Source organism: Streptococcus oralis (assembly GCF_023611505.1).
Lineage (GTDB): Bacteria > Bacillota > Bacilli > Lactobacillales > Streptococcaceae > Streptococcus > Streptococcus oralis_CT.
In genome coordinates, this window is the sequence record NZ_CP097843.1 from 379,019 (window position 1) to 400,854 (window position 21,836).

23 protein-coding genes are annotated in these 21,836 nt (G+C 41.8%); 22 read left to right on the top strand and 1 reads right to left on the bottom strand.

The window, feature by feature from the left end:
• Positions 1-34 precede the first annotated feature (34 nt).
• The 14 genes from M9H69_RS02030 to M9H69_RS02095 all read left to right on the top strand — a co-directional run bounded on the left by M9H69_RS02030 (position 35) and on the right by M9H69_RS02095 (position 11,428).
• The gene (locus M9H69_RS02030; protein WP_131200793.1) at positions 35-766 is read left to right on the top strand and encodes an ABC transporter ATP-binding protein; all 732 of its coding nucleotides are present in this window, start codon (positions 35-37) and stop codon (positions 764-766) included.
• Entirely contained in the window at positions 763-1,812 is a 1,050-nt protein-coding gene (locus tag M9H69_RS02035; protein WP_250315780.1) for an ABC transporter permease, read from the top strand. The genes M9H69_RS02030 and M9H69_RS02035 overlap by 4 nt, the downstream gene beginning before the upstream one ends.
• 47 nt (positions 1,813-1,859) lie before the next feature.
• Complete coding sequence (ccrZ, locus tag M9H69_RS02040; protein WP_250315781.1) at positions 1,860-2,654, top strand: cell cycle regulator CcrZ; 795 nt, start codon at positions 1,860-1,862, stop codon at positions 2,652-2,654.
• Positions 2,651-3,286, top strand: a complete 636-nt coding sequence (gene trmB, locus M9H69_RS02045) for a tRNA (guanosine(46)-N7)-methyltransferase TrmB (protein ID WP_001266088.1) — start codon at positions 2,651-2,653, stop codon at positions 3,284-3,286. Before ccrZ ends, trmB begins: the two co-directional genes overlap by 4 nt.
• A 126-nt stretch (positions 3,287-3,412) precedes the next feature.
• On the top strand, positions 3,413-3,892 hold the full coding sequence (gene rimP, locus M9H69_RS02050) for a ribosome maturation factor RimP (protein ID WP_000338695.1): 480 nt from the start codon (positions 3,413-3,415) through the stop codon (positions 3,890-3,892).
• Between the two features lie 42 nt (positions 3,893-3,934).
• A complete protein-coding gene (nusA, locus tag M9H69_RS02055) occupies positions 3,935-5,071 on the top strand; it encodes a transcription termination factor NusA (protein ID WP_000032280.1) in 1,137 nt (378 codons plus the stop codon).
• Between the two features lie 21 nt (positions 5,072-5,092).
• Positions 5,093-5,386, top strand: a complete 294-nt coding sequence (rnpM, locus tag M9H69_RS02060) for an RNase P modulator RnpM (protein ID WP_250315782.1) — start codon at positions 5,093-5,095, stop codon at positions 5,384-5,386.
• Positions 5,379-5,678, top strand: a complete 300-nt coding sequence (locus tag M9H69_RS02065) for a YlxQ-related RNA-binding protein (RefSeq protein WP_001041396.1) — start codon at positions 5,379-5,381, stop codon at positions 5,676-5,678. Before rnpM ends, M9H69_RS02065 begins: the two co-directional genes overlap by 8 nt.
• Before the next feature lie 16 nt (positions 5,679-5,694).
• Positions 5,695-8,487 (top strand): translation initiation factor IF-2, encoded by a 2,793-nt coding sequence (gene infB, locus M9H69_RS02070; RefSeq protein ID WP_250315783.1) that lies wholly within the window; start codon positions 5,695-5,697, stop codon positions 8,485-8,487.
• A gap of 251 nt (positions 8,488-8,738) precedes the next feature.
• Complete coding sequence (gene rbfA, locus M9H69_RS02075; RefSeq protein WP_001273601.1) at positions 8,739-9,089, top strand: 30S ribosome-binding factor RbfA; 351 nt, start codon at positions 8,739-8,741, stop codon at positions 9,087-9,089.
• 216 nt (positions 9,090-9,305) lie between these two features.
• Positions 9,306-9,488 (top strand): hypothetical protein, encoded by a 183-nt coding sequence (locus M9H69_RS02080; RefSeq protein ID WP_000505781.1) that lies wholly within the window; start codon positions 9,306-9,308, stop codon positions 9,486-9,488.
• A gap of 108 nt (positions 9,489-9,596) precedes the next feature.
• Positions 9,597-9,830 carry a DUF1858 domain-containing protein gene (locus M9H69_RS02085; protein WP_000368739.1) on the top strand — a complete coding sequence of 78 codons (234 nt, stop codon included), beginning with the start codon at positions 9,597-9,599 and terminating at the stop codon, positions 9,828-9,830.
• On the top strand, positions 9,830-11,164 hold the full coding sequence (locus M9H69_RS02090; protein ID WP_250315784.1) for a DUF438 domain-containing protein: 1,335 nt from the start codon (positions 9,830-9,832) through the stop codon (positions 11,162-11,164). Before M9H69_RS02085 ends, M9H69_RS02090 begins: the two co-directional genes overlap by 1 nt.
• Before the next feature lie 9 nt (positions 11,165-11,173).
• Entirely contained in the window at positions 11,174-11,428 is a 255-nt protein-coding gene (locus M9H69_RS02095) for a DUF1912 family protein (protein ID WP_000119707.1), read from the top strand.
• A gap of 42 nt (positions 11,429-11,470) precedes the next feature.
• On the opposite strand, the gene M9H69_RS02100 is transcribed toward M9H69_RS02095, so the two are convergent.
• Positions 11,471-11,713 (bottom strand): DUF898 family protein, encoded by a 243-nt coding sequence (locus M9H69_RS02100; protein ID WP_250315785.1) that lies wholly within the window; start codon positions 11,711-11,713, stop codon positions 11,471-11,473.
• A 280-nt stretch (positions 11,714-11,993) separates the two neighbouring features.
• Here M9H69_RS02100 and M9H69_RS02105 point away from each other — a divergent pair, with 280 nt between their 5' ends.
• The 8 genes from M9H69_RS02105 to M9H69_RS02140 all read left to right on the top strand — a co-directional run bounded on the left by M9H69_RS02105 (position 11,994) and on the right by M9H69_RS02140 (position 21,827).
• A complete protein-coding gene (locus tag M9H69_RS02105; protein WP_042902047.1) occupies positions 11,994-12,389 on the top strand; it encodes a helix-hairpin-helix domain-containing protein in 396 nt (131 codons plus the stop codon).
• A 279-nt stretch (positions 12,390-12,668) separates the two neighbouring features.
• On the top strand, positions 12,669-13,235 hold the full coding sequence (locus tag M9H69_RS02110; protein ID WP_250315786.1) for a GNAT family N-acetyltransferase: 567 nt from the start codon (positions 12,669-12,671) through the stop codon (positions 13,233-13,235).
• A gap of 57 nt (positions 13,236-13,292) precedes the next feature.
• Positions 13,293-14,351: a hypothetical protein gene (locus M9H69_RS02115; protein WP_250316156.1), complete on the top strand. Its 1,059-nt coding sequence runs from the start codon at positions 13,293-13,295 to the stop codon at positions 14,349-14,351.
• 11 nt (positions 14,352-14,362) lie between these two features.
• Complete coding sequence (locus M9H69_RS02120; protein WP_250315787.1) at positions 14,363-17,014, top strand: valine--tRNA ligase; 2,652 nt, start codon at positions 14,363-14,365, stop codon at positions 17,012-17,014.
• A 55-nt stretch (positions 17,015-17,069) separates the two neighbouring features.
• On the top strand, positions 17,070-18,317 hold the full coding sequence (locus M9H69_RS02125) for a DUF262 domain-containing protein (RefSeq protein WP_250315788.1): 1,248 nt from the start codon (positions 17,070-17,072) through the stop codon (positions 18,315-18,317).
• A gap of 7 nt (positions 18,318-18,324) precedes the next feature.
• Positions 18,325-19,038, top strand: a complete 714-nt coding sequence (locus tag M9H69_RS02130) for an MAE_28990/MAE_18760 family HEPN-like nuclease (protein WP_250315789.1) — start codon at positions 18,325-18,327, stop codon at positions 19,036-19,038.
• 273 nt (positions 19,039-19,311) lie between these two features.
• On the top strand, positions 19,312-19,902 hold the full coding sequence (gene rpoE, locus M9H69_RS02135) for a DNA-directed RNA polymerase subunit delta (protein WP_000418415.1): 591 nt from the start codon (positions 19,312-19,314) through the stop codon (positions 19,900-19,902).
• Between the two features lie 317 nt (positions 19,903-20,219).
• Positions 20,220-21,827 (top strand): CTP synthase, encoded by a 1,608-nt coding sequence (locus M9H69_RS02140; protein ID WP_250315790.1) that lies wholly within the window; start codon positions 20,220-20,222, stop codon positions 21,825-21,827.
• Positions 21,828-21,836: the final 9 nt, after the last annotated feature.

A 21,836-nucleotide genomic window follows, 5' to 3' on the forward strand; every position in this document is an offset into this window, starting at 1 on the left:
AATATAGCTACATTATACCAGATTCGGAGAAAATATGTTAGAAATTAAAAACCTGACAGGAGGCTATGTTCACGTCCCTGTCTTGAAAGATGTGTCCTTTACAGTTGAAAGTGGGCAGTTGGTCGGTTTGATTGGTCTCAACGGTGCTGGAAAATCAACGACTATCAATGAAATTATCGGTCTTTTGACTCCTTACAGTGGGGAAATTAAGATTAATGGTTTGACCCTGCGAGAAGATGCGACTAGCTACCGCAAGCAGATTGGCTACATCCCAGAGACGCCTAGCTTGTATGAAGAACTGACCCTCAGGGAGCATATCGAGACGGTTGCCATGGCTTATGGTATTGAGCAAAATATAGCTTTTGAGCGAGTAGAACCTTTGTTGAAAATGTTTCGTTTGGACCAAAAATTGGACTGGTTTCCAGTTCATTTCTCCAAAGGGATGAAGCAGAAGGTCATGATTATCTGTGCTTTTGTCGTGGATCCGAGCCTCTTTATCGTGGACGAGCCTTTTCTTGGCCTCGATCCGCTGGCTATTTCTGACTTGATTCAGCTTTTGGAAGTAGAAAAGCAAAAAGGCAAGTCTATCCTCATGAGTACCCACGTGCTGGACTCGGCGGAGAAGATGTGTGACGCCTTTGTTATTCTCCACAAGGGGGAGGTGAGGGCTCAGGGGAACCTCCAGCAACTCCGCGAAGCCTTTGACATGCCTGAAGCGAGTTTGAATGATATTTACTTGGCTCTGACCAAAGAGGAGGAGTTATGAAAGACTTGTTTTTAAAGCGAAAGCAGGCTTTTCGTAAGGAGTGTGTCGGTTATCTGCGTTATGTTCTCAATGACCACTTTGTCTTGTTCCTACTAGTTCTCATCGGTTTTCTATCTTACCAGTACAGTCAACTCTTGCAAGATTTTCCTGAAAATCATTGGCCCATCCTCTTGTTTTTGGGGATTGTATCTACCTTGCTTTTGGCTTGGGGAGGGATTGCCACATATATGGAGGCACCTGACAAGCTCTTTCTCTTAGTCAGTGAAGAAGAGGTTAAGTCCCATCTCAAAGAGCAGACGGTACGCTCACTGGTCTTTTGGCTCTTTGTCCAAACCCTTTTCTTGCTTTTATTTGCGCCCTTATTTTTAGCCATGGGCTATGGTTTGCCAGTCTTTCTTGCCTATGTGCTTTTATTAGGAGCTGGGAAATACCTAGTCTTTCGTCAAAAAGCCAGCAAATTTTTCACTGAAACTGGACTGGACTGGGACTATGTGATTGCCCAAGAAAGCAAGCGCAAGCAAGTCTTGCTTCGTTTCTTTGCTCTCTTTACTCAGGTCAAGGGCGTTTCAAATAGTGTCAAGCGTCGGGCCTATCTGGACTTTATCCTAAAGGCTGTTCAAAAGGTACCTGGCAAGATCTGGCAAAACCTCTACCTTCGTTCTTACCTGCGAAATGGAGATCTCTTTGCTCTCAGTTTGCGCCTCTTGTTCCTATCCTTGTTAGCTTTGCTCTTTATCGAGCAAGTTTGGATCGCAACGGCAGTGGTAGTTCTATTTAACTACCTCTTGCTCTTCCAGTTACTGGCCCTCTATCATGCCTTTGACTACCAATACTTGACCCAGCTCTTTCCATTAGAAAAAGGGGAGAAAGAGAGGGGATTGAAACAGATTGTAGTCGGTGTGGGAATTGCAGTTCTTTTGTTAGAATTGCTGGTCGGAGCAGTGGTTTTTCAAGAAAAAATAGCCTTGTTGGCTCTTGTAGGGGCTAGTCTCTTCCTACAACTGTTTTATTTGCCTTACCAACTAAAAAGATTGGTTGACGAATAGACTAAAAACTAGTAGAATAGTAAGGAAACTTTATACGGAGGAAAGAAATGGACTTGGGTGATAATGAGCTAACGCTGACCCCTATCCCTGGGAAGAGCGGCAAAGCTTATATGGGAAGCTACCCTGATGGGAAGCGCGTCTTTGTAAAAATGAACACCTCTCCAATCCTACCTGGCCTAGCCAGAGAACAAATCGCTCCTCAATTACTATGGACTCGTCGTTTGCCAGATGGCAGTGATATGTGTGCTCAGGAATGGCTGACGGGCAAAATCTTGACCCCTTACGATATGAATCGCAAGCAGATTATCAATATCTTGAACCGTCTTCACCGCTCGCGTCCCTTGATGAAGCAGTTGAGCCGTTTGGGATATACAATGGAAACACCAGTTGATTTATTGCGTTCTTGGCAACAAGAAGTACCAGAAATCTTGAAGCAGAATCACTATTTGAACAGTGTGATTGCGGAGCTAGGTAAGACGGTTCCAGGTTTTAGAGAAGACCATGCAACGATTGTGCATGGGGATCTTCGCCATAGTAATTGGATTGAGACAGAGAGTGGACTCGTTTATCTAGTGGATTGGGATTCGGTTCGTCTGACGGATCGTATGTTTGATGTGGCGCATTTGCTATGCCACTACATTCCAGATTATCAGTGGCGTCAATGGTTGAGAGACTACGGCTATAAGTACAATCAGACAGTGTTAGATAAATTGTATTGGTATGGTCAGTATTCTTACTTGAACCAGATTGCCAAATACTGTGAAAATCAAGATTTAGACAATGTAAACCGGGAGATTTATGCCTTGCGCGTCTTCCGTGATAAGTATGGAAAGAAGAGATGAGAGTTAGAAATCGTAAAGGGGCGACGGAGTTACTAGAGGCTAATCCCCAGTATGTTGTCCTCAATCCCTTGGAAGCTAAAGGGAAATGGCGAGACTTGTTTGGAAATGATCATCCTATTCATGTTGAGGTTGGAAGTGGGAAAGGGGCCTTCGTTTCAGGAATGGCCAAACAAAACCCTGATATCAACTACATCGGGATTGACATTCAAAAGTCGGTATTGAGTTATGCTCTGGATAAGGTGCTTGAAGTTGGAGTACCCAATATCAAATTGCTGTGGGTAGATGGTTCAGATTTGACCGACTACTTTGAAGACGGTGAAATTGATCGCTTGTATCTGAACTTTTCAGATCCTTGGCCTAAAAAACGCCATGAAAAACGTCGTTTGACTTACAAGAGTTTCTTGGATACCTTCAAGCGCATCTTGCCTGAGAATGGGGAAATCCATTTCAAGACAGATAACCGTGGCTTGTTTGAGTACAGTCTAGTGAGCTTTTCTCAGTATGGGATGAAACTCAATGGTGTTTGGCTGGACTTGCATGCCAGTGATTTTGAAGGCAATGTCATGACGGAGTATGAGCAAAAATTCTCCAGCAAAGGTCAAGTGATCTACCGAGTTGAGGCAGAATTTTAAGAAATAGCTTGAAAACCAGCTGTTTGAGTGCTTATGCTTTACATAAATTGACAAACGTGCTATACTGATAGTAAGAATATGAGAAAGAGAGGCGGGGAAATATCTTCGCCTCTTGCTTATGAGGAGGTGGACGCAATCGCAACAATCGTAGAATTAGTTAGAGAAGTTGTAGAACCTGTCATCCAAGCACCTTTCGAGCTCGTGGATATCGAGTATGGAAAGATTGGCAGTGACATGATTCTCAGTATTTTTGTAGATAAACCCGAAGGAATTACCTTGAACGACACGGCAGACCTGACAGAAATTATCAGTCCTGTCTTAGACACCATCAAGCCCGATCCCTTCCCAGAACAATATTTCCTAGAAATTACCAGTCCAGGCTTGGAACGTCCTTTGAAAACCAAGGATGCTGTCGCTGGAGCGGTTGGGAAATACATTCATGTTGGGCTCTACCAAGCCATCGATAAGCAAAAAGTCTTTGAAGGGACCTTAGTATCCTTCGAAGAGGATGAGTTGACTATGGAGTATATGGACAAGACACGTAAGAAAACTGTTCAAATTCCATACAGTTTAGTATCAAAAGCACGTTTAGCAGTAAAACTATAGAAAAGAAAGGATAGCTTTTGAGGATTCAAAAGTAAAAAGAACATGAGTAAAGAAATGCTAGAGGCCTTCCGCATTTTGGAAGAAGACAAGGGAATCAAAAAAGAAGACATCATCGACGCAGTAGTAGAGTCGCTTCGTTCCGCTTACCGTAGACGCTATGGTCAGTCAGATAGCGTAGCTATTGACTTCAACGAAAAAACAGGTGACTTTACTGTCTATACTGTTCGTGAAGTCGTAGATGAAGTATTTGATAGCCGTTTGGAAATCAGCTTGAAAGATGCCCTTGCTATTAATTCAGCCTATGAGCTTGGTGATAAGATTAAGTTTGAAGAAGCACCAGCTGAGTTTGGTCGTGTAGCAGCCCAATCTGCTAAACAAACCATCATGGAAAAAATGCGCAAGCAAACACGTGCCATCACATATAATACTTACAAAGAACATGAACAAGAAATCATGTCTGGTACAGTAGAACGTTTTGACAACCGCTTCATTTATGTCAACCTTGGTAGCATTGAAGCCCAATTGTCAAAACAAGACCAAATCCCTGGTGAAGTTTTTGCTTCCCACGATCGTATCGAAGTTTATGTTTACAAGGTTGAAGACAATCCTCGTGGTGTCAACGTCTTTGTTAGCCGTAGCCACCCAGAAATGATCAAACGCTTGATGGAGCAAGAAATTCCAGAAGTTTATGACGGAACTGTTGAAATCATGAGCGTGGCTCGTGAAGCTGGTGACCGTACTAAAGTTGCCGTTCGCAGCCACAATCCAAACGTGGATGCTATCGGGACAATCGTTGGTCGTGGTGGAGCTAATATCAAGAAAATCACCAGCAAATTCCACCCAGCTCGCTACGATGCTAAGAGCGACCGTATGATTCCTGTTGAAGAAAATATCGACGTTATCGAGTGGGTAGCGGATCCAGCTGAGTTTATCTACAATGCTATCGCACCTGCAGAGGTTGACCAAGTTATCTTTGATGAAAATGATAGCAAACGTGCCTTGGTCGTTGTACCTGATAACAAGCTTTCTCTTGCCATCGGTCGTCGTGGACAAAACGTTCGCTTGGCAGCTCATTTGACAGGTTACCGTATCGATATCAAGTCTGCCAGTGAGTTTGAAGCTATGGAAGAAGCAGGTCAAGTTGATTACGCAGTTGCGGATGAATTGATCGAAGAATAAAAGCTGCTAGAGGAGGGAAAGATGAAAACAAGAAAAATCCCTTTGCGCAAGTCTGTTGTATCTAACGAAGTGATTGACAAGCGTGATTTGCTCCGCATTGTCAAGAACAAAGAAGGACAAGTCTTTATCGATCCGACAGGCAAGGCCAATGGTCGTGGCGCTTATATCAAGCTAGACAATGCAGAAGCCCAAGAGGCAAAAAAGAAGAAAGTCTTTAACCGCAGCTTTAACATGGAAGTGGAAGAAAGCTTTTATGACGAGTTGATCGCTTATGTGGATCACAAAGTAAAAAGAAGAGAGTTAGGGCTTGAATAAGCAAAAGATAAGTAATCTCTTGGGACTTGCTCAACGAGCAGGCCGGATCATATCAGGTGAGGAATTGGTGGTTAAAGCCATCCAAGACCAGAAAGCCAAGCTAGTCTTTCTAGCCCATGATGCTGGCCCCAATCTAACCAAGAAGATTCAAGATAAAAGTGACTATTATCAAGTAGAAGTTATAACCGTGTTTTCAACACTGGAATTAAGCATAGCAGTTGGAAAATCGAGAAAGGTTTTGGCTGTGACAGATGCTGGATTTACAAAGAAAATGAGGTCTCTTATGGAATAGAAGAGGAGGACATGATTTGTCTAAGAAAAGATTGTACGAAATCGCAAAAGAACTTGGAAAAGAAAGTAAAGAAGTTGTAGCGCGTGCAAAAGAGTTGGGCTTGGATGTAAAAAGCCACTCATCGAGCGTGGAAGCAGCAGTAGCTAAACAGATTGAAGCAAGCTTTAAATCTACACCTGCACCTGCTCCTAAGGCAGAAGTAAAACCTGCAGCACCAAAAGCAAGTGTAGAAAAGAAAGCGGAAAAGCCTGCATCAGCTAAACCAGCTGTTGCTAAGGAAGAAAGTAAACCAGCTACACCCGCAGCTCCTAAGGAAGAAAAAGTAGTGGCAGCGAGACCACAAAGTCGAAACTTCAAGGCGGAGCGTGAGGCGCGTGCCAAAGAGCAGGCAGAGCGACGCAAACAAAACAAGGGCAACAACCGTGACCAACAACAAAACGGCAACCGTCAGAAAAACGACGGCCGTAATGGTGGTAAACCTGGTCAAGGGAACCGCGACAACCGCCGTTTTAATGACCAAGGGAAAAAACCACAAGGTCAAGGGAATCGTGGCAATAATCGCCGTCAGCAACAAGACTTCCAGCCAAAACCAGCTGGACCACGTGTTGACTTTAAAGCCCGTGCAGCAGCCCTAAAAGCAGAGCAAAATGCAGAGTACGCACGCTCAAGCGAGGAGCGCTTCAAACAATCGCAAGCTGCCAAAGAAGCCTTGGCTCAAGCTAATAAACGCAAGGAGCCAGAGGAAATCTTTGAAGAAGCTGCTAAGCTAGCTGAACAAACGCAGCCAGCCGTAACAGTAGCTCCTGTAGCGAAAGAAGCGCCAGTGGATACACGTCGTAAAAAACAAGCTCGACCAGACAAAGAACGTGACGATTATGATCACGAAGAAGATGGTCCTAGAAAACAACAAAAGAATCGAAGTAGTCAAAATCAAGTGAGAAATCAAAGAAATAGTAACTGGAATAACAATAAGAAGAACAAAAAAGGCAATAACAAGAACAATCGTAATCAGGCTCCAAAACCTGTTACAGAGCGCAAGTTCCATGAATTGCCAACAGAATTCGAATATACAGATGGTATGACTGTTGCGGAAATCGCAAAACGTATCAAACGTGAACCAGCTGAAATCGTTAAGAAGCTTTTCATGATGGGAATTATGGCCACACAAAACCAATCCTTGGATGGAGAAACCATTGAACTCCTCATGGTGGATTACGGTATCGAAGCCAAACAAAAGGTTGAAGTGGATAATGCCGACATCGAACGTTTCTTTGTCGAAGATGGCTATCTTAATGAAGATGAATTAGTTGAGCGTCCACCAGTTGTAACCATCATGGGACACGTTGACCATGGTAAGACAACCCTTTTGGATACCCTTCGTAATTCTCGTGTTGCGACAGGTGAAGCAGGAGGTATCACTCAGCATATCGGTGCCTACCAAATCGTGGAAAATGGCAAGAAGATTACCTTCCTTGATACGCCAGGACACGCGGCCTTTACATCTATGCGTGCGCGTGGTGCCTCTGTTACCGATATTACCATCTTGGTTGTAGCGGCCGACGACGGGGTTATGCCTCAAACTATCGAAGCCATCAACCACTCAAAAGCAGCGAACGTTCCAATCATCGTAGCCATCAACAAGATTGATAAACCAGGTGCTAACCCAGAACGAGTTATCGGTGAATTGGCAGAGCATGGAGTTATGTCAACTGCTTGGGGTGGAGATTCTGAATTTGTCGAAATCTCAGCTAAATTCAACCAAAATATCGATGAACTCTTGGAAACGGTCCTTCTTGTGGCTGAAATCCAAGAACTCAAGGCAGACCCAACAGTGCGTGCGATCGGTACAGTTATCGAGGCTCGCTTGGATAAAGGAAAAGGTGCGGTCGCAACCCTTCTTGTGCAACAAGGAACCTTGAATGTCCAAGATCCTATCGTTGTCGGAAATACCTTCGGTCGTGTCCGTGCCATGACCAATGACCTTGGACGTCGTGTTAAGGTTGCTGGACCATCAACGCCAGTATCTATCACAGGTCTAAACGAAGCGCCAATGGCGGGTGATCACTTTGCCGTTTACGAAGATGAAAAATCTGCGCGTGCAGCAGGTGAAGAACGTGCGAAACGTGCTCTTATGAAGCAACGTCAAGTAACCCAACGTGTCAGCCTTGAAAACCTCTTTGATACGCTTAAGGCAGGTGAGCTCAAGTCTGTTAACGTCATCATCAAGGCCGACGTACAAGGTTCAGTTGAAGCCCTTTCTGCCTCGCTTCAAAAGATCGATGTAGAAGGTGTCAAAGTTACCATAGTTCACTCAGCGGTCGGTGCCATCAACGAATCTGATGTGACTCTTGCGGAAGCTTCAAATGCCTTTATCATCGGTTTCAATGTGCGCCCTACACCACAAGCGCGTCAACAAGCAGAAGAAGATGATGTAGAAATCCGTCTCCACAGCATTATCTACAAGGTTATCGAAGAGATGGAAGAAGCCATGAAAGGAATGCTTGACCCAGAATTCGAAGAAAAAGTTATCGGTGAAGCAATCATCCGTGAAACCTTCAAGGTATCTAAAGTGGGAACCATTGGTGGATTCATGGTTACGAGTGGTAAAGTTACCCGTGACTCTAAAGTCCGTGTTATTCGTGATGGTGTTGTTATCTATGATGGTGAACTTGCAAGCTTGAAACACTACAAAGATGACGTCAAAGAAGTTACAAACGGCCGTGAAGGTGGATTGATGATTGATGGCTACAATGATATCAAGATGGATGATGTGATTGAGGCTTATGTCATGGAAGAAATCAAGAGATAAGATTTTTTGCTCCTTTCTTAGGTGGTGAGGGACGCAAGCAAACCGATGGTTTCATTGCTTATTTTTGAGCCTAGGGTCTCAAAAATCCCCTGTGATGGGACTGATAAATCAGTTCCATCACTTTCACCACGGCGAAAGAAGCAGATGATTTCAAATTGAACTTTGTTTCAATTTGAAATGAAAATCAAGAAGTTTAAAAATAGCTAGGTCTGCTGGCCTAGCTTTTGGTTCAAAGTAGAGAAAGGAATATCATGGCAAATCATTTCCGTACGGATCGTGTGGGCATGGAAATCAAGCGTGAAGTCAATGAGATTTTGCAAAAGAAAGTCCGTGATCCACGTGTCCAAGGTGTGACCATCACAGATGTTCAGATGCTAGGTGATTTGTCTGTAGCCAAGGTTTACTACACCATTTTGAGTAACCTCGCTTCGGATAATCAAAAAGCCCAAATCGGGCTTGAAAAAGCAACTGGTACTATCAAACGTGAACTTGGTCGCAATTTGAAATTGTACAAAATCCCAGATTTGACCTTCGTCAAAGACGAATCCATCGAATATGGGAACAAGATTGACGAGATGCTACGCAATCTGGATAAGAACTAAGAAAGAGGGGGAACCCTCTTTTTTGGTGGAGAAATGGCAATAAAAAATACTGGGGGAATCTCTCTAGAGTAAAAAATTGTTAAAAAGCTTTATAAAGCTCAACTTGTATGATAGTATAGAAATTGGAAAGAGTGAGATGAAATGATTTCTTATCAATAACTAGCTAGTCTGGTATAGCAATCGGCTAGAAACTGCAGTTAGAAAAGGAAAGATAATATGGGATTCATTAAAATTCTAGCCAAGACTTACGGGAATTACTTTTTTGTGATGCAAAGCGTCAAAGTTCTGAAGAACATGAAAAAAGACGACAATGCTCTAGTAGGTTTCGGGAAAGTACTGCTTGCTGACAAGCTGATGGATGTAGCCCAGTGGCTCGCAAAACCAGATGATAAGGAATAACTTGAAATGAAAGAAACTAGCAGGAACTCCGCTGCTAGTTTTTTAATCTCTTCCCATATGGTATAATATAAGCAGTAAAATCATTTTAGAACATACATGGAGGTCGTCATGGATAATATCATAGATGTGTCAATTCCCGTTGCAGAAGTGGTGGACAAGCATCCAGAAGTCTTGGAAATCCTAGTGGAGCTGGGTTTTAAACCACTTGCTAATCCCTTGATGCGCAATACAGTTGGTCGCAAGGTATCACTCAAACAGGGTTCTAAGCTTGAAGGAACTCCTATGGACAAGATTGTCCGCACACTGGAAGCGAATGGTTACGAAGTGATTGGATTAGACTAATGGCAGATGAACGGATTCATATCCTACGGGATATTTTGTTAGAATTGCACAATGGCGCCTCTCCTGAGTCAGTTCAGGAGCGTTTTGATGCGACCTTTACAGGTGTGTCAGCCATCGAGATTTCCCTCATGGAGCACGAGCTGATGAACTCAGACTCAGGTGTCACCTTTGAAGATGTCATGGAGCTTTGTGATGTCCATGCTAATCTTTTTAAAAATGCTGTTAAGGGTGTTGAAGTAGAGGATACCGAGCATCCTGGCCACCCCGTTCGCGTCTTCAAGGATGAAAATCTGGCTCTCCGTGCTGCCTTGATTCGCATTCGGAGATTGTTAGATACCTATGAGTCTATGGAAGACGAGGAAATGCTGGCAGAGATGCGTAAGGGTTTGGTCCGTCAAATGGGGCTGTTGGGGCAATTTGATATCCACTACCAGCGCAAGGAAGAGCTCTTTTTCCCCATCATGGAGCGCTATGGACACGATTCACCTCCAAAAGTTATGTGGGGAGTGGATGACCAGATTAGGGAACTCTTTCAAACAGCTCTAACGACAACCAAGTCACTACCAGAAGTGTCGATTTCCACTGTAAAGGAAACTTTCGAAGCTTTTGCGACAGAGTTTGAAAGTATGATTTTCAAGGAAGAGTCCATCCTTCTCATGATTCTCCTTGAGTCTTTCACCCAGGATGACTGGATTCAGATTGCGGAGGAGAGCGATGCCTACGGCTATGCCATCATCCGTCCGTCAGAGAAATGGGTGCCAGAACGACAGAGCTTTGTTGAGGAAAAGAGCGCAGAGGAGCCAGTACAACTAGACACGGCAGAAGGTCAAGTTCAGCAAGTTATCGATACGCCTGAAGGTCAGTTTACCATTACCTTTACTCCTAAGGAAAAGGAAGCGGTGCTGGACCGTCATAGTCAACAGGCTTTTGGCAATGGCTATCTCTCTGTCGAGCAGGCTAACCTCATCCTCAACCACCTTCCCATGGAGATCACCTTTGTCAATAAAGACGACATTTTCCAGTATTACAATGACAATACGACAGCTGATGAGATGATTTTCAAACGGACGCCGTCCCAAGTCGGGCGTAATGTAGAACTCTGCCATCCGCCTAAGTACCTAGACAAGGTAAAGGCCGTTATGAAAGGTCTTCGTGAAGGGGTCAAGGACAAGTATGAAATGTGGTTCAAGTCTGAGTCGCGAGGCAAGTTTGTCCACATCACCTACGCTGCGGTACACGATGAGAACGGGGAATTCCAAGGTGTGCTGGAGTATGTTCAGGACATTCAGCCCTACCGTGAGATTGATACGGACTACTTCCGTGGATTAGAATAAGGAGAAGCAATGAGTTACGAACAAGAATTTATGAAGGAATTTGAGGCCTGGGTTAATACCCAGATCATGATCAACGACATGGCGCACAAGGAAAGTCAAAAGGTCTACGAAGAAGACCAAGACGAACGTGCCAAAGATGCCATGATTCGCTACGAGAGTCGCTTGGATGCCTACCAGTTCTTGCTGGGTAAGTTTGAAAACTTCAAAGCAGGCAAGGGATTTCATGATTTGCCAGAGGGCTTGTTTGGCGAGAGAAACTATTAATCGTTGCAAATCAAAAAGTGCGTATGAACGCACTTTTTCTGTTTATACGTGATGTGTGTGTTTGGTGATCCATTGTTCCATTTTGATATGCAACCAGAATGAATAGATGCCCAAAGTGATGATGGTGAGCAAGAACCACTTGATCCAGTTCCTGAATAATTGAGAACCTGTTCCGTCAAAATAGAGGCGACGTCCATTGATGACAGTGCGCTTGACTTTCCAGTTTTGCATCATACAAACTGCCCAAGGCGTAGTGATTCCAATAGTAAAGCCTATGATGATCATGGCTAAGATAGCATATCTAACCTAGCTCAAAAGACCACCATCAAAGTAACTTTCGTTATTCATATTGTTCTCCTTATCAGCTTTTTATGTGAATTAATCTTGCACATTACTACATATTTTATCAAGAAGTTGAATCATTGTCGAATTAGATTGAAAGAAAAAACGGCTAGATTTTTAAGGACAATCTCGTTTCCTTTCTTGATTTTTTTCCAAAATCTTGATAGAATATCTTTATTAAATCCTTGTCAGAGCAGGGATTTTTTATTGAAAGGATTTTATCATGTCAAAGAAACTCCAACGTAAAAAACAATTGCGAAATAGCCTTCGTCGTTCAGGTGCATTTTCAACTACAGTGACCAAGGTTGTAGAAGAGACAAAGAAAGTCGTGAAACATGCGGAAAAATCTGCCAGCCAAGCAGGAAAAGTTGTCTCTAAAAAAGTGGAACAAGCAGTAGAAGCGACCAAGGAACAAGCTCAAAAAGTGGCGAATTCAGTAGAAGATTTCGCAGCTACTTTGGGTGGCCTCTCAGTAGATCGCGCTAAGACTTTCTATGATGAAGGCATCAAGTCAGCTTCTGACTTCAAAAACTGGACAGAAAAAGAACTCCTTGCCTTGAAGGGAATCGGTCCAGCTACGATTAAGAAATTAAAAGAACACGGAATCAGCTTCAAGTAATTTTTCTTGTCCCTTGCATTTCCGTCAAAAACTTGCTACAATAGAGCCATTAGAGGTGTTTTGAATCCCACATTTTACAGAAAGTGGCGGTGCTGAGAAGTCCATAAATGTGTCAAAACTGGTTGCTGATGGATGAAAAATGAAATAATATTGTCTTTTTATTATAAAGACGAGAGTTGCGGGCATCTGCCCGAAATTGGGTGGTACCGCGGATAAACACATTCGTCCCTGTCATGTAGATGGCAGGGGCGATTTTTTTGTAGAAAGCGAGGTAGAAGGATGACAAGAGAAGAGTTGCCAGAACGAATAGAGACCGAGCGATTTGTCTTGCGAGTCCGTACAGTTGCGGATGCCGAAGATATCCATGCCTACGCTAGTCTGCCAGAAGTCGCCTACCCAGCAGGCTTTCCGCCCGTCCAGACCTTGGAGGATGAGATTTATTATCTGGAGCATATCCTTCCAGACCGCAATCAAAAGGACAATCTCCCAGCTGGTTATGGAATTGTCGTCAAAGGAACCGATAAAGTCATCGGCTCTGTTGATTTCAACCATCGGCACGAAGACGATGTACTGGAGATTGGCTACACCTTGCACCCAGACTATTGGGGACGAGGTTATGTACCAGAAGCAGCGCGTACCTTGATTGACCTTGGCTTTAAAGAATTGGGGTTTCACAAGATAGAACTGGTCTGCTTTGGCTACAATATCCAAAGTCAACGAGTCGCTGAGAAACTTGGATTCACCCTCGAAGCTCGCATAAGAGAGCGCAAAGATGCCCAAGGCAATCGCTGTGACAGTCTGATATATGGCTTGCTGAGGAGTGAGTGGGAGAGTTTAAACTGTTAGCTGAACTGTTTGAGAATTTCGAACAGTTGAGATTTATTGAAGAATTTCGAAAACGAGGTGAGAAGCTTGGAAACAAGTCAGATTATTACTCTGATCAGTGGAGCTGGTATAGGAGCTGTATTAAGTGCGATTCTAGTTTTTGCTAATAATAGTAAAAGAAATCAACTTGATTATATTGTGAAAGAACGAACTGAGTGGAGGAAAAAAATTGAGGGTATTATTGAGGATCTTCAAATTTTTTCTAAACGCAGAAGTGCTTTTATAAGATTAAAGGGTCATATTAATCCCTATGGCTATAATCTTGATATTAAAAATACAAGAATTTATTTTATGAATGATGGGCATATTTGGGATAGTCTTACTAAGGGGAATTATAAAAATACTATCTACTTTTTAGAGCTTCTATTAAAACATGACTGGGAAAGAAGAAAGCAAGAGGCTAAGTTTCAATATTTAAATGCTTTATCATGGATAGTTCAAATATTTTTTTGTGTTTTTACTATCTACTTGGTATATTTAGTAGATTCAGATTTAACAAAGTCTGATTGGTCTCATGTAGCTCTAGGGGGGTTAAGTTATTCATTTTTAGCTTTTATGTTACAAGGATATATTGTTGGTTTTCTAAAAATAAATCCTTCTAAAAATCATCATGAGAAATTAATGGTCTTTTTAGCTTTTTTTGTTGCCCCTTACTTTATTAACTGGGGTACGGCTATAGTTTATACTACCTTTCTAAAGCATTTTTCAATTGCTTTTATCGCTTTATTAATTTATATTTATGAATTCTATTATCTTCAATTGATATCAAATAGAGTAGATGAGGATTATGTAAAAGCAATAGAGCAATTTCAAAAGAAATCTTCGACCATAAAATCTTCAAAAATAGATGTTAAAGCTACTAAACTTAACAATGATATAATACGTCTAGAATCTAAAGTTTATAGTTTTGAAAACAGAAAAGTGGATTTAGAATTACTAGAAAAGGAACGAAGAAGGTTAAGAAAAAAATTAATAAGAAAAGAACAACCAAATATTTTTCGTCATCCAATACGATTTTATCGCTTTTTGAAGAACAAAAAACGGGTTTCAAAAATAGTTTTAAGAATACTAAATTAAGGAGAACACACATGTCTAAAGAACTTTCACCTAAATACAATCCAGCCGAGGTTGAGGCTGGTCGTTACCAAAAATGGCTTGACGCTGATGTTTTCAAGCCTTCAGGCGATCAAAAGGCTAAGCCTTATTCAATCGTTATTCCGCCACCAAACGTAACTGGTAAACTTCACCTTGGTCACGCTTGGGATACAACTTTGCAAGATATTATCATCCGTCAAAAACGGATGCAAGGCTTTGATACCCTTTGGCTTCCAGGGATGGACCACGCTGGGATTGCCACTCAGGCTAAGGTTGAGGAGCGCTTGCGTGGAGAGGGTATTAGCCGTTATGACCTAGGTCGTGAAAAATTCCTCGAGAAAGTCTGGGAATGGAAAGACGAGTATGCGACGACTATCAAGGAACAATGGGGCAAGATGGGACTCTCTGTAGACTACTCTCGCGAACGGTTCACTCTTGACGAAGGCTTGTCAAAAGCCGTCCGCAAGGTTTTTGTTGAACTTTACAAGAAAGGCTGGATCTACCGTGGTGAGTTTATCATCAACTGGGACCCAGCAGCTCGCACAGCTCTTTCTGATATCGAGGTTATCCATAAGGACGTTGAAGGTGCCTTCTACCACATGAATTACATGCTGGAAGACGGTTCACGCGCCCTTGAAGTTGCGACAACTCGTCCTGAGACGATGTTTGGGGACGTTGCCGTTGCCGTCAATTCAGAAGACCCACGCTACAAGGACTTGATTGGTAAAAACGTCATCCTTCCAGTCGCTAATAAATTGATTCCAATCGTTGGAGACGAACACGCAGACCCTGAGTTTGGTACTGGTGTCGTGAAAATCACACCTGCCCACGATCCAAATGACTTCTTGGTTGGTCAACGCCATAACTTGCCACAAGTAAACGTCATGAACGACGACGGAACCATGAACGAGCTTGCCTTCGAATTCGCTGGCATGGATCGTTTTGAAGCTCGTAAGGCAGTCGTTGCTAAGTTGGAAGAAATCGGCGCCCTCGTTAAAATCGAAAAACGTGTCCACAGTGTTGGTCACTCAGAGCGTACAGGTGTCGTGGTTGAGCCACGCTTGTCTACGCAATGGTTCGTTAAGATGGACCAATTGGCGAAAAATGCTATTGCCAACCAAGACACAGAGGACAAGGTAGAATTCTACCCACCTCGTTTCAACGATACCTTCCTCCAATGGATGGAAAATGTTCACGACTGGGTTATCTCTCGTCAGCTCTGGTGGGGTCACCAAATCCCTGCTTGGTATAATGCTGAGGGCGAAATGTACGTTGGCGAAGAAGCTCCAGAAGGTGACGGATGGACTCAGGACGAAGATGTCTTGGACACTTGGTTCAGCTCTGCCCTTTGGCCATTCTCAACCATGGGCTGGCCTGATGTTGACTCAGAAGACTTCAAACGTTACTTCCCAACTTCAACCTTGGTAACTGGTTACGATATCATCTTCTTCTGGGTGTCTCGTATGATTTTCCAATCTTTGGAATTCACGGGCCGTCAGCCATTCCAAAACGTGCTTATCCACGGTCTCATCCGTGACGAGCAAGGACGTAAGATGTCTAAGTCTCTCGGAAACGGTATTGACCCGATGGACGTCATCGAGAAATACGGTGCTGATGCCCTTCGCTGGTTCCTGTCAAACGGTTCTGCTCCAGGGCAAGATGTGCGTTTCTCTTACGAGAAAATGGATGCTTCATGGAACTTCATTAACAAGATCTGGAACATCTCTCGCTACATCCTCATGAACAATGAAGGCTTGACCCTTGAGCAAGCAACTGCTAATGTGGAAAAAGTTGCCAACAAGGAAGCTGGAAACGTTACTGACCGCTGGATTCTCCACAACCTCAATGAAACGATCGGTAAGGTCACTGAGAATTTCGACAAGTTTGAGTTTGGTGTGGCTGGGCACATCCTCTACAACTTCATCTGGGATGAGTTTGCGGACTGGTACGTTGAGTTGACCAAGGAAGTCCTTTATAGCGATAATGAAGAAGAGAAAGTCATCACACGTTCTGTTCTCCTTTACACTTTGGACAAGATCCTTCGTCTCCTTCACCCAATCATGCCATTCGTGACAGAGGAAATCTTTGGACAAATTTCAGAAGGCTCTATCGTTACAGCAGCATACCCAACTGTCAATCCAGCCTTTGAAGACCTTGCGGCTCACACTGGTGTAGAGAGTCTCAAAGACCTGATCCGTGCTGTTCGTAATGCGCGTGCAGAAGTAAACGTAGCTCCAAGCAAGCCAATCACGATTCTTGTTAAGACAAGCGATAACGACTTGGAAGCCTTCTTTAACAGCAATGTCAACTACATCAAACGCTTCACAAATCCAGAATACTTGGAAATCGCATCAACCATCCCTGCACCTGAACTCGCTATGTCAAGCGTCATCACAGGAGCAGAAATCTACTTGCCACTCGCTGACCTCCTCAATGTCGAAGAAGAATTGGCTCGTCTCGACAAGGAACTGGCTAAATGGCAAAAAGAACTGGATATGGTCGGTAAGAAGCTCTCTAACGAACGCTTCGTAGCCAATGCCAAACCAGAAGTCGTCCAAAAAGAACGCGACAAACAAGCCGACTACCAAGCTAAATACGATGCTACCGTCGCACGTATTGATGAGATGAAGAAGTTGGTGAAATAAACACAAAAACACAGCGGATATCGTTTGATATATAGATAATAAAGGAGAAAATATTTTGACTAACATTTTAGAATTGTATTCTGAAGATACGCTTTTAGAAAATATTGATAATGAGCGAATTGATATTGATGCTGAAGTTGAGGATGAAGTTGAGTCAACTACATCTAGTAGAAAACTATATATAGATAAAGTTGATAAATCTACCTCAGATTTAATACGAATGATAAAAGAAGGGGAGTTGATTTTACAGCCTGACTACCAAAGGAAATTTGTTTGGAATCAAAAAACAATGTCACAATTTATTGAATCTTTATTGCTGTCAATTCCTATACCAACTATATTTTTATCAGAAAATGATGATGACACGCTAGAAGTAATTGATGGGCAACAACGTTTAACAACAGTTTTTACTTTTTTTAAATCAATTCTTAATGAAGATGACTTAAACAATGTTAAGAAAGGAAATGAATATCTAAATTATATGGATCCTCTGGAATTAAGTGGACTCTCAACGTTGTCTGATTTTAATAAAAAGACCTTTGCTGAACTTGATGATAGGATTCAGAGAAAGTTTAAAAATGTTTCACTACCTATTGTTATAATTCAGAAGGATTCATCGGAGGATATTAAATATGATATATTTTCAAGAATAAATCAAGGTTCCATAAAATTAAATGGACAAGAATTATTAAATGTAATGTATCGAGGCGTATTTTTGTCCAAATTAAATGAAACTTGTGAATTAGATATTGTTGATGAAATATTTGGGAAAAGAGTAGTCCTTAAGAAGAGATACGGTTATAACGAAATTTTGTTACGTGCATTTGTTATAAATGAATTTATTGATGAATCGTTTGCTGCTATTAAAAAAATTGAAGTGCGAAATCCGAAACTATTAGATGGGAAAAAGGAACGCACTTATGGTGGAAGATTGAATACAGCAATCATTGAGTTTTTAAAAGAATATAGGAATGATGTAGAAAAATCTGAGGAGTTAGAAGATTTCATTTTAAAATCTATAGAGAAAGTAAATATTGTTTTTGGTAACGATGCTTTTAAGCGAATTAGTAGTAATGAACTTGCAACTAGTATCAATAAGACTGTAGCTGAAACCCAGTTAGTTATCTTATCAAGATTTTCAATTGATGAAGTAAGACAATATAAGGAAAAAATCAAAGAGTCGTTTTTAGAGTTTCTTAGTAAAAGCGATGAAGGTTTATTTGTGAGAGGAACAAATAACACATCTAATGTGTTAAAAAGATACGAGTGGGGAAAAATCTTAAATAAATTAATCAGGAATTAGATGTAACATGGATGTAGATAATATTTTTAAGAATTACAAAAAGTATATTGATATTTATGAAAATGACCTAAAAAAATTGGATGATGAAGCTAGTACATTCTTACTCAATTCACTTTATTTATCAGTATTTACAACATTTGAATATTTTTTAGATTTTTTAATTCAGTGTTATGTTGAAAATATTACTTTAAGCTCAAAAGGTATTAAGCTTGAAGATTTAAAAGGTTCTATAGCAATGAAATATTTTATTAATACTAATAAAAATGATAAAAAATTACAAAATTTACTAACTAATCCTCAAACAAAAACATTTGACTCCATTAGAACTGTTCTATATGATAAAATACCTAGGGAGGAATTATCTAAATATTTGAAATTTGAGTTCCTACATGATCATAAGCTAAAGGAACACTATCCAGATATTTTTGAGCAAATATTTAATGAAAGAGATTTGTTAAAGAATATTAACTTATCTCGAACTGAAGTAGTCGGGGGGGTTAAGACAGTCGAGAATTTTTCTGCAGAAGTGTTTATATTAAAGTATAGAGATATTCGAAATAGTATTGCACATGAAAATTATAAATTTTCAGTAGAAAATGAGCAATTTAAGGAATATGTTGAATTTTTTCAAAAAATTATTAAATGTATGATTGACAAATTCGAGACGGTTACAGGTTTTCCTATTGATTCAAAATCAAATAACATTTTGAATAGCATCTAAATCATCGTATTTATATAATTGAAAATACTATAAATTTTCAATATTTCACCTTAATTTTCTTATATAGTTGCGCATCGAATTCATCTGGATTGATACCGAAAACCCACCTCACGATGCCATCGGCTGGCTAGCAAAGAAATAAAAAGTCCTGCCACTTTCTCCCATTTAACCTTTGACTATTCCGCAAAATTATCGTACAATAAAGAGTACATGATAAAATGAGGTCAGAGTTTGTTCGCTCTGGCGATAGTAGTAAAAATGAGGAGAAACGCTTTGGAATTAGAAGTATTTGCTGGGCAAGAAAAAAGTGAACTATCTATGATTGAGGTAGCGCGTGCTATCTTGGAACTTCGTGGTCGCGATCATGAGATGCATTTTAGCGATCTTGTAAACGAAATTCAAAACTACCTTGGAACATCAAACAGTGATATCCGCGAAGCCTTGCCTTTGTTCTACACAGAGTTGAACTTTGACGGTAGCTTCATCTCTCTTGGAGACAACAAATGGGGTCTTCGTTCATGGTATGGTGTGGACGAAATCGACGAAGAGATCATCGCTCTTGAAGAAAGTGACGACGATGAAGTAGCACCAAAAGCTAAGAAAAAACGCGTCAATGCCTTTATGGATGGCGATTCAGATGCCATTGACTACAATGCGGATGATCCAGAAGACGAAGATGCATACGAAGCAGATCCAGCTCTTTCATACGATGATGAAAATCCAGATGATGAGAAAAATGAAGTGGAAGCTTACGATGCAGAAATCAACGAAATCGCTCCTGATGACTTGGGTGAAGATGTGGATCTTAACGAAGAAGACGACGAGTTTTCTGACGATGACGCTGAAACGAGTGAAGAAGAGTAAAAGACTTCACAGAGGAGATCGTAAGATCTCTTTTTTTGTTGCTTGAGCAGGTCATCCGTTTGGATGCGGATCTTTAGTTGGTTTTCTGAAAGTAATCTTCTTATTTTCATGTTTTACCAATTCGGGTTGACAAATGTTCTGCTTTAAGGTATCATATTGTTCGGGCACCTCTTTTAGAGGTCGGGGCTCCCTAGTTACTAGGGAGCTATTTTTGTTTTTCAGGAAGTTTTTCTTGAAAAGTCGTTATTCATAAGGGTCTTGTTTTCTATGTCCCCTCGTAGTTAATAAGGCCTTGAGCATTTTAGAAAGAGGAATCTATGTCTACGAAATATATTTTTGTAACTGGTGGTGTGGTATCGTCTATTGGGAAAGGGATTGTCGCAGCAAGTCTGGGTCGTCTCTTGAAAAATCGTGGTCTAAAGGTGACTATTCAGAAGTTTGACCCTTATATCAATATCGATCCGGGAACCATGAGTCCTTACCAGCATGGGGAAGTCTTTGTGACAGATGATGGGGCTGAGACCGATTTGGACTTGGGTCACTATGAACGGTTCATCGATATCAATCTCAACAAATATTCCAACGTGACAACTGGTAAAATCTACAGTGAAGTTCTTCGTAAAGAACGCCGTGGCGAGTACCTTGGCGCAACTGTTCAAGTCATTCCTCATATCACAGATGCTTTGAAAGAAAAAATCAAGCGTGCCGCTGTAACGACTGACTCTGATGTCATTATCACAGAGGTTGGTGGAACCGTTGGGGATATCGAGTCCTTGCCATTTCTAGAGGCTCTTCGTCAGATGAAGGCAGATGTGGGTGCAGATAATGTCATGTACATCCATACAACCTTGCTTCCTTACCTCAAGGCTGCTGGTGAGATGAAGACCAAGCCAACTCAACATTCTGTAAAAGAATTGCGTGGTTTGGGAATCCAGCCAAATATGTTGGTCATTCGTACCGAGAAACCAGCTGGTCAGGGCATTAAAAATAAACTAGCTCAGTTTTGTGACGTAGCTCCAGAAGCCGTTATCGAGTCTTTGAATGTCGAACATCTTTACCAAATTCCATTAAACTTGCAGGCGCAAGGTATGGACCAAATTGTTTGTGACCATTTGAAACTAGACGCACCAGCAGCGGATATGACAGAATGGTCAGCTATGGTGGACAAGGTCATGAACCTCAAGAAACAAGTCAAGATTTCCCTCGTTGGTAAGTATGTGGAGTTGCAAGATGCCTACATCTCTGTGGTCGAAGCCTTAAAACACTCTGGGTATGCCAACGACGCAGAAGTGAAGATTAATTGGATCAATGCCAATGATGTGACAGCAGAGAATGTGGCGGAGCTCTTGTCGGATGCGGACGGAATCATCGTACCAGGCGGTTTCGGTCAACGTGGTACGGAAGGGAAAATCCAAGCCATCCGTTATGCGCGTGAGAATGATGTTCCAATGTTGGGAGTCTGCTTGGGAATGCAGTTGACTTGTATCGAGTTTGCTCGTCACGTTTTAGGGCTTGAAGGTGCCAATTCTGCAGAGCTTGCACCAGAAACAAAATACCCTATTATTGATATCATGCGTGATCAGATTGATGTTGAGGATATGGGGGGGACCCTTCGCTTGGGACTTTATCCATCTAAGTTGAAGCGTGGCTCTAAGGCAGCAGCCGCTTATCACAATCAAGAAGTGGTGCAACGCCGTCACCGTCACCGTTATGAGTTTAACAACGCCTTTCGTGAACAGTTTGAGGCAGCAGGCTTTGTATTTTCAGGAGTTTCTCCAGATAATCGTTTGGTAGAAATCGTGGAAATCCCTGAAAATAAATTCTTTGTGGCTTGTCAGTATCACCCTGAACTTTCCAGCCGTCCAAACCGTCCAGAAGAACTCTACACAGCCTTTGTCACTGCAGCAGTTGAAAACAGTAATTAGCAAAATTCT

Excerpts from the sequence above, each read along its gene's own strand:
- nusA (WP_000032280.1), top strand. The coding sequence starts at position 3,935 with ATGAGTAAAGAAATGCTAGAGGCCTTCCGCATTTTGGAAGAAGACAAG.
- rbfA (WP_001273601.1), top strand. The coding sequence starts at position 8,739 with ATGGCAAATCATTTCCGTACGGATCGTGTGGGCATGGAAATCAAGCGT.
- M9H69_RS02140 (WP_250315790.1), top strand. The coding sequence starts at position 20,220 with ATGTCTACGAAATATATTTTTGTAACTGGTGGTGTGGTATCGTCTATT.
- M9H69_RS02030 (WP_131200793.1), top strand. The coding sequence starts at position 35 with ATGTTAGAAATTAAAAACCTGACAGGAGGCTATGTTCACGTCCCTGTC.
- M9H69_RS02035 (WP_250315780.1), top strand. The coding sequence starts at position 763 with ATGAAAGACTTGTTTTTAAAGCGAAAGCAGGCTTTTCGTAAGGAGTGT.
- M9H69_RS02095 (WP_000119707.1), top strand. The coding sequence starts at position 11,174 with ATGAGTTACGAACAAGAATTTATGAAGGAATTTGAGGCCTGGGTTAAT.
- trmB (WP_001266088.1), top strand. The coding sequence starts at position 2,651 with ATGAGAGTTAGAAATCGTAAAGGGGCGACGGAGTTACTAGAGGCTAAT.
- M9H69_RS02090 (WP_250315784.1), top strand. The coding sequence starts at position 9,830 with ATGGCAGATGAACGGATTCATATCCTACGGGATATTTTGTTAGAATTG.
- M9H69_RS02120 (WP_250315787.1), top strand. The coding sequence starts at position 14,363 with ATGTCTAAAGAACTTTCACCTAAATACAATCCAGCCGAGGTTGAGGCT.
- rnpM (WP_250315782.1), top strand. The coding sequence starts at position 5,093 with ATGAAAACAAGAAAAATCCCTTTGCGCAAGTCTGTTGTATCTAACGAA.
- M9H69_RS02100 (WP_250315785.1), bottom strand. The coding sequence starts at position 11,713 with ATGATCATCATAGGCTTTACTATTGGAATCACTACGCCTTGGGCAGTT.
- M9H69_RS02080 (WP_000505781.1), top strand. The coding sequence starts at position 9,306 with ATGGGATTCATTAAAATTCTAGCCAAGACTTACGGGAATTACTTTTTT.
- M9H69_RS02105 (WP_042902047.1), top strand. The coding sequence starts at position 11,994 with ATGTCAAAGAAACTCCAACGTAAAAAACAATTGCGAAATAGCCTTCGT.
- M9H69_RS02130 (WP_250315789.1), top strand. The coding sequence starts at position 18,325 with ATGGATGTAGATAATATTTTTAAGAATTACAAAAAGTATATTGATATT.
- ccrZ (WP_250315781.1), top strand. The coding sequence starts at position 1,860 with ATGGACTTGGGTGATAATGAGCTAACGCTGACCCCTATCCCTGGGAAG.
- M9H69_RS02110 (WP_250315786.1), top strand. The coding sequence starts at position 12,669 with ATGACAAGAGAAGAGTTGCCAGAACGAATAGAGACCGAGCGATTTGTC.
- M9H69_RS02085 (WP_000368739.1), top strand. The coding sequence starts at position 9,597 with ATGGATAATATCATAGATGTGTCAATTCCCGTTGCAGAAGTGGTGGAC.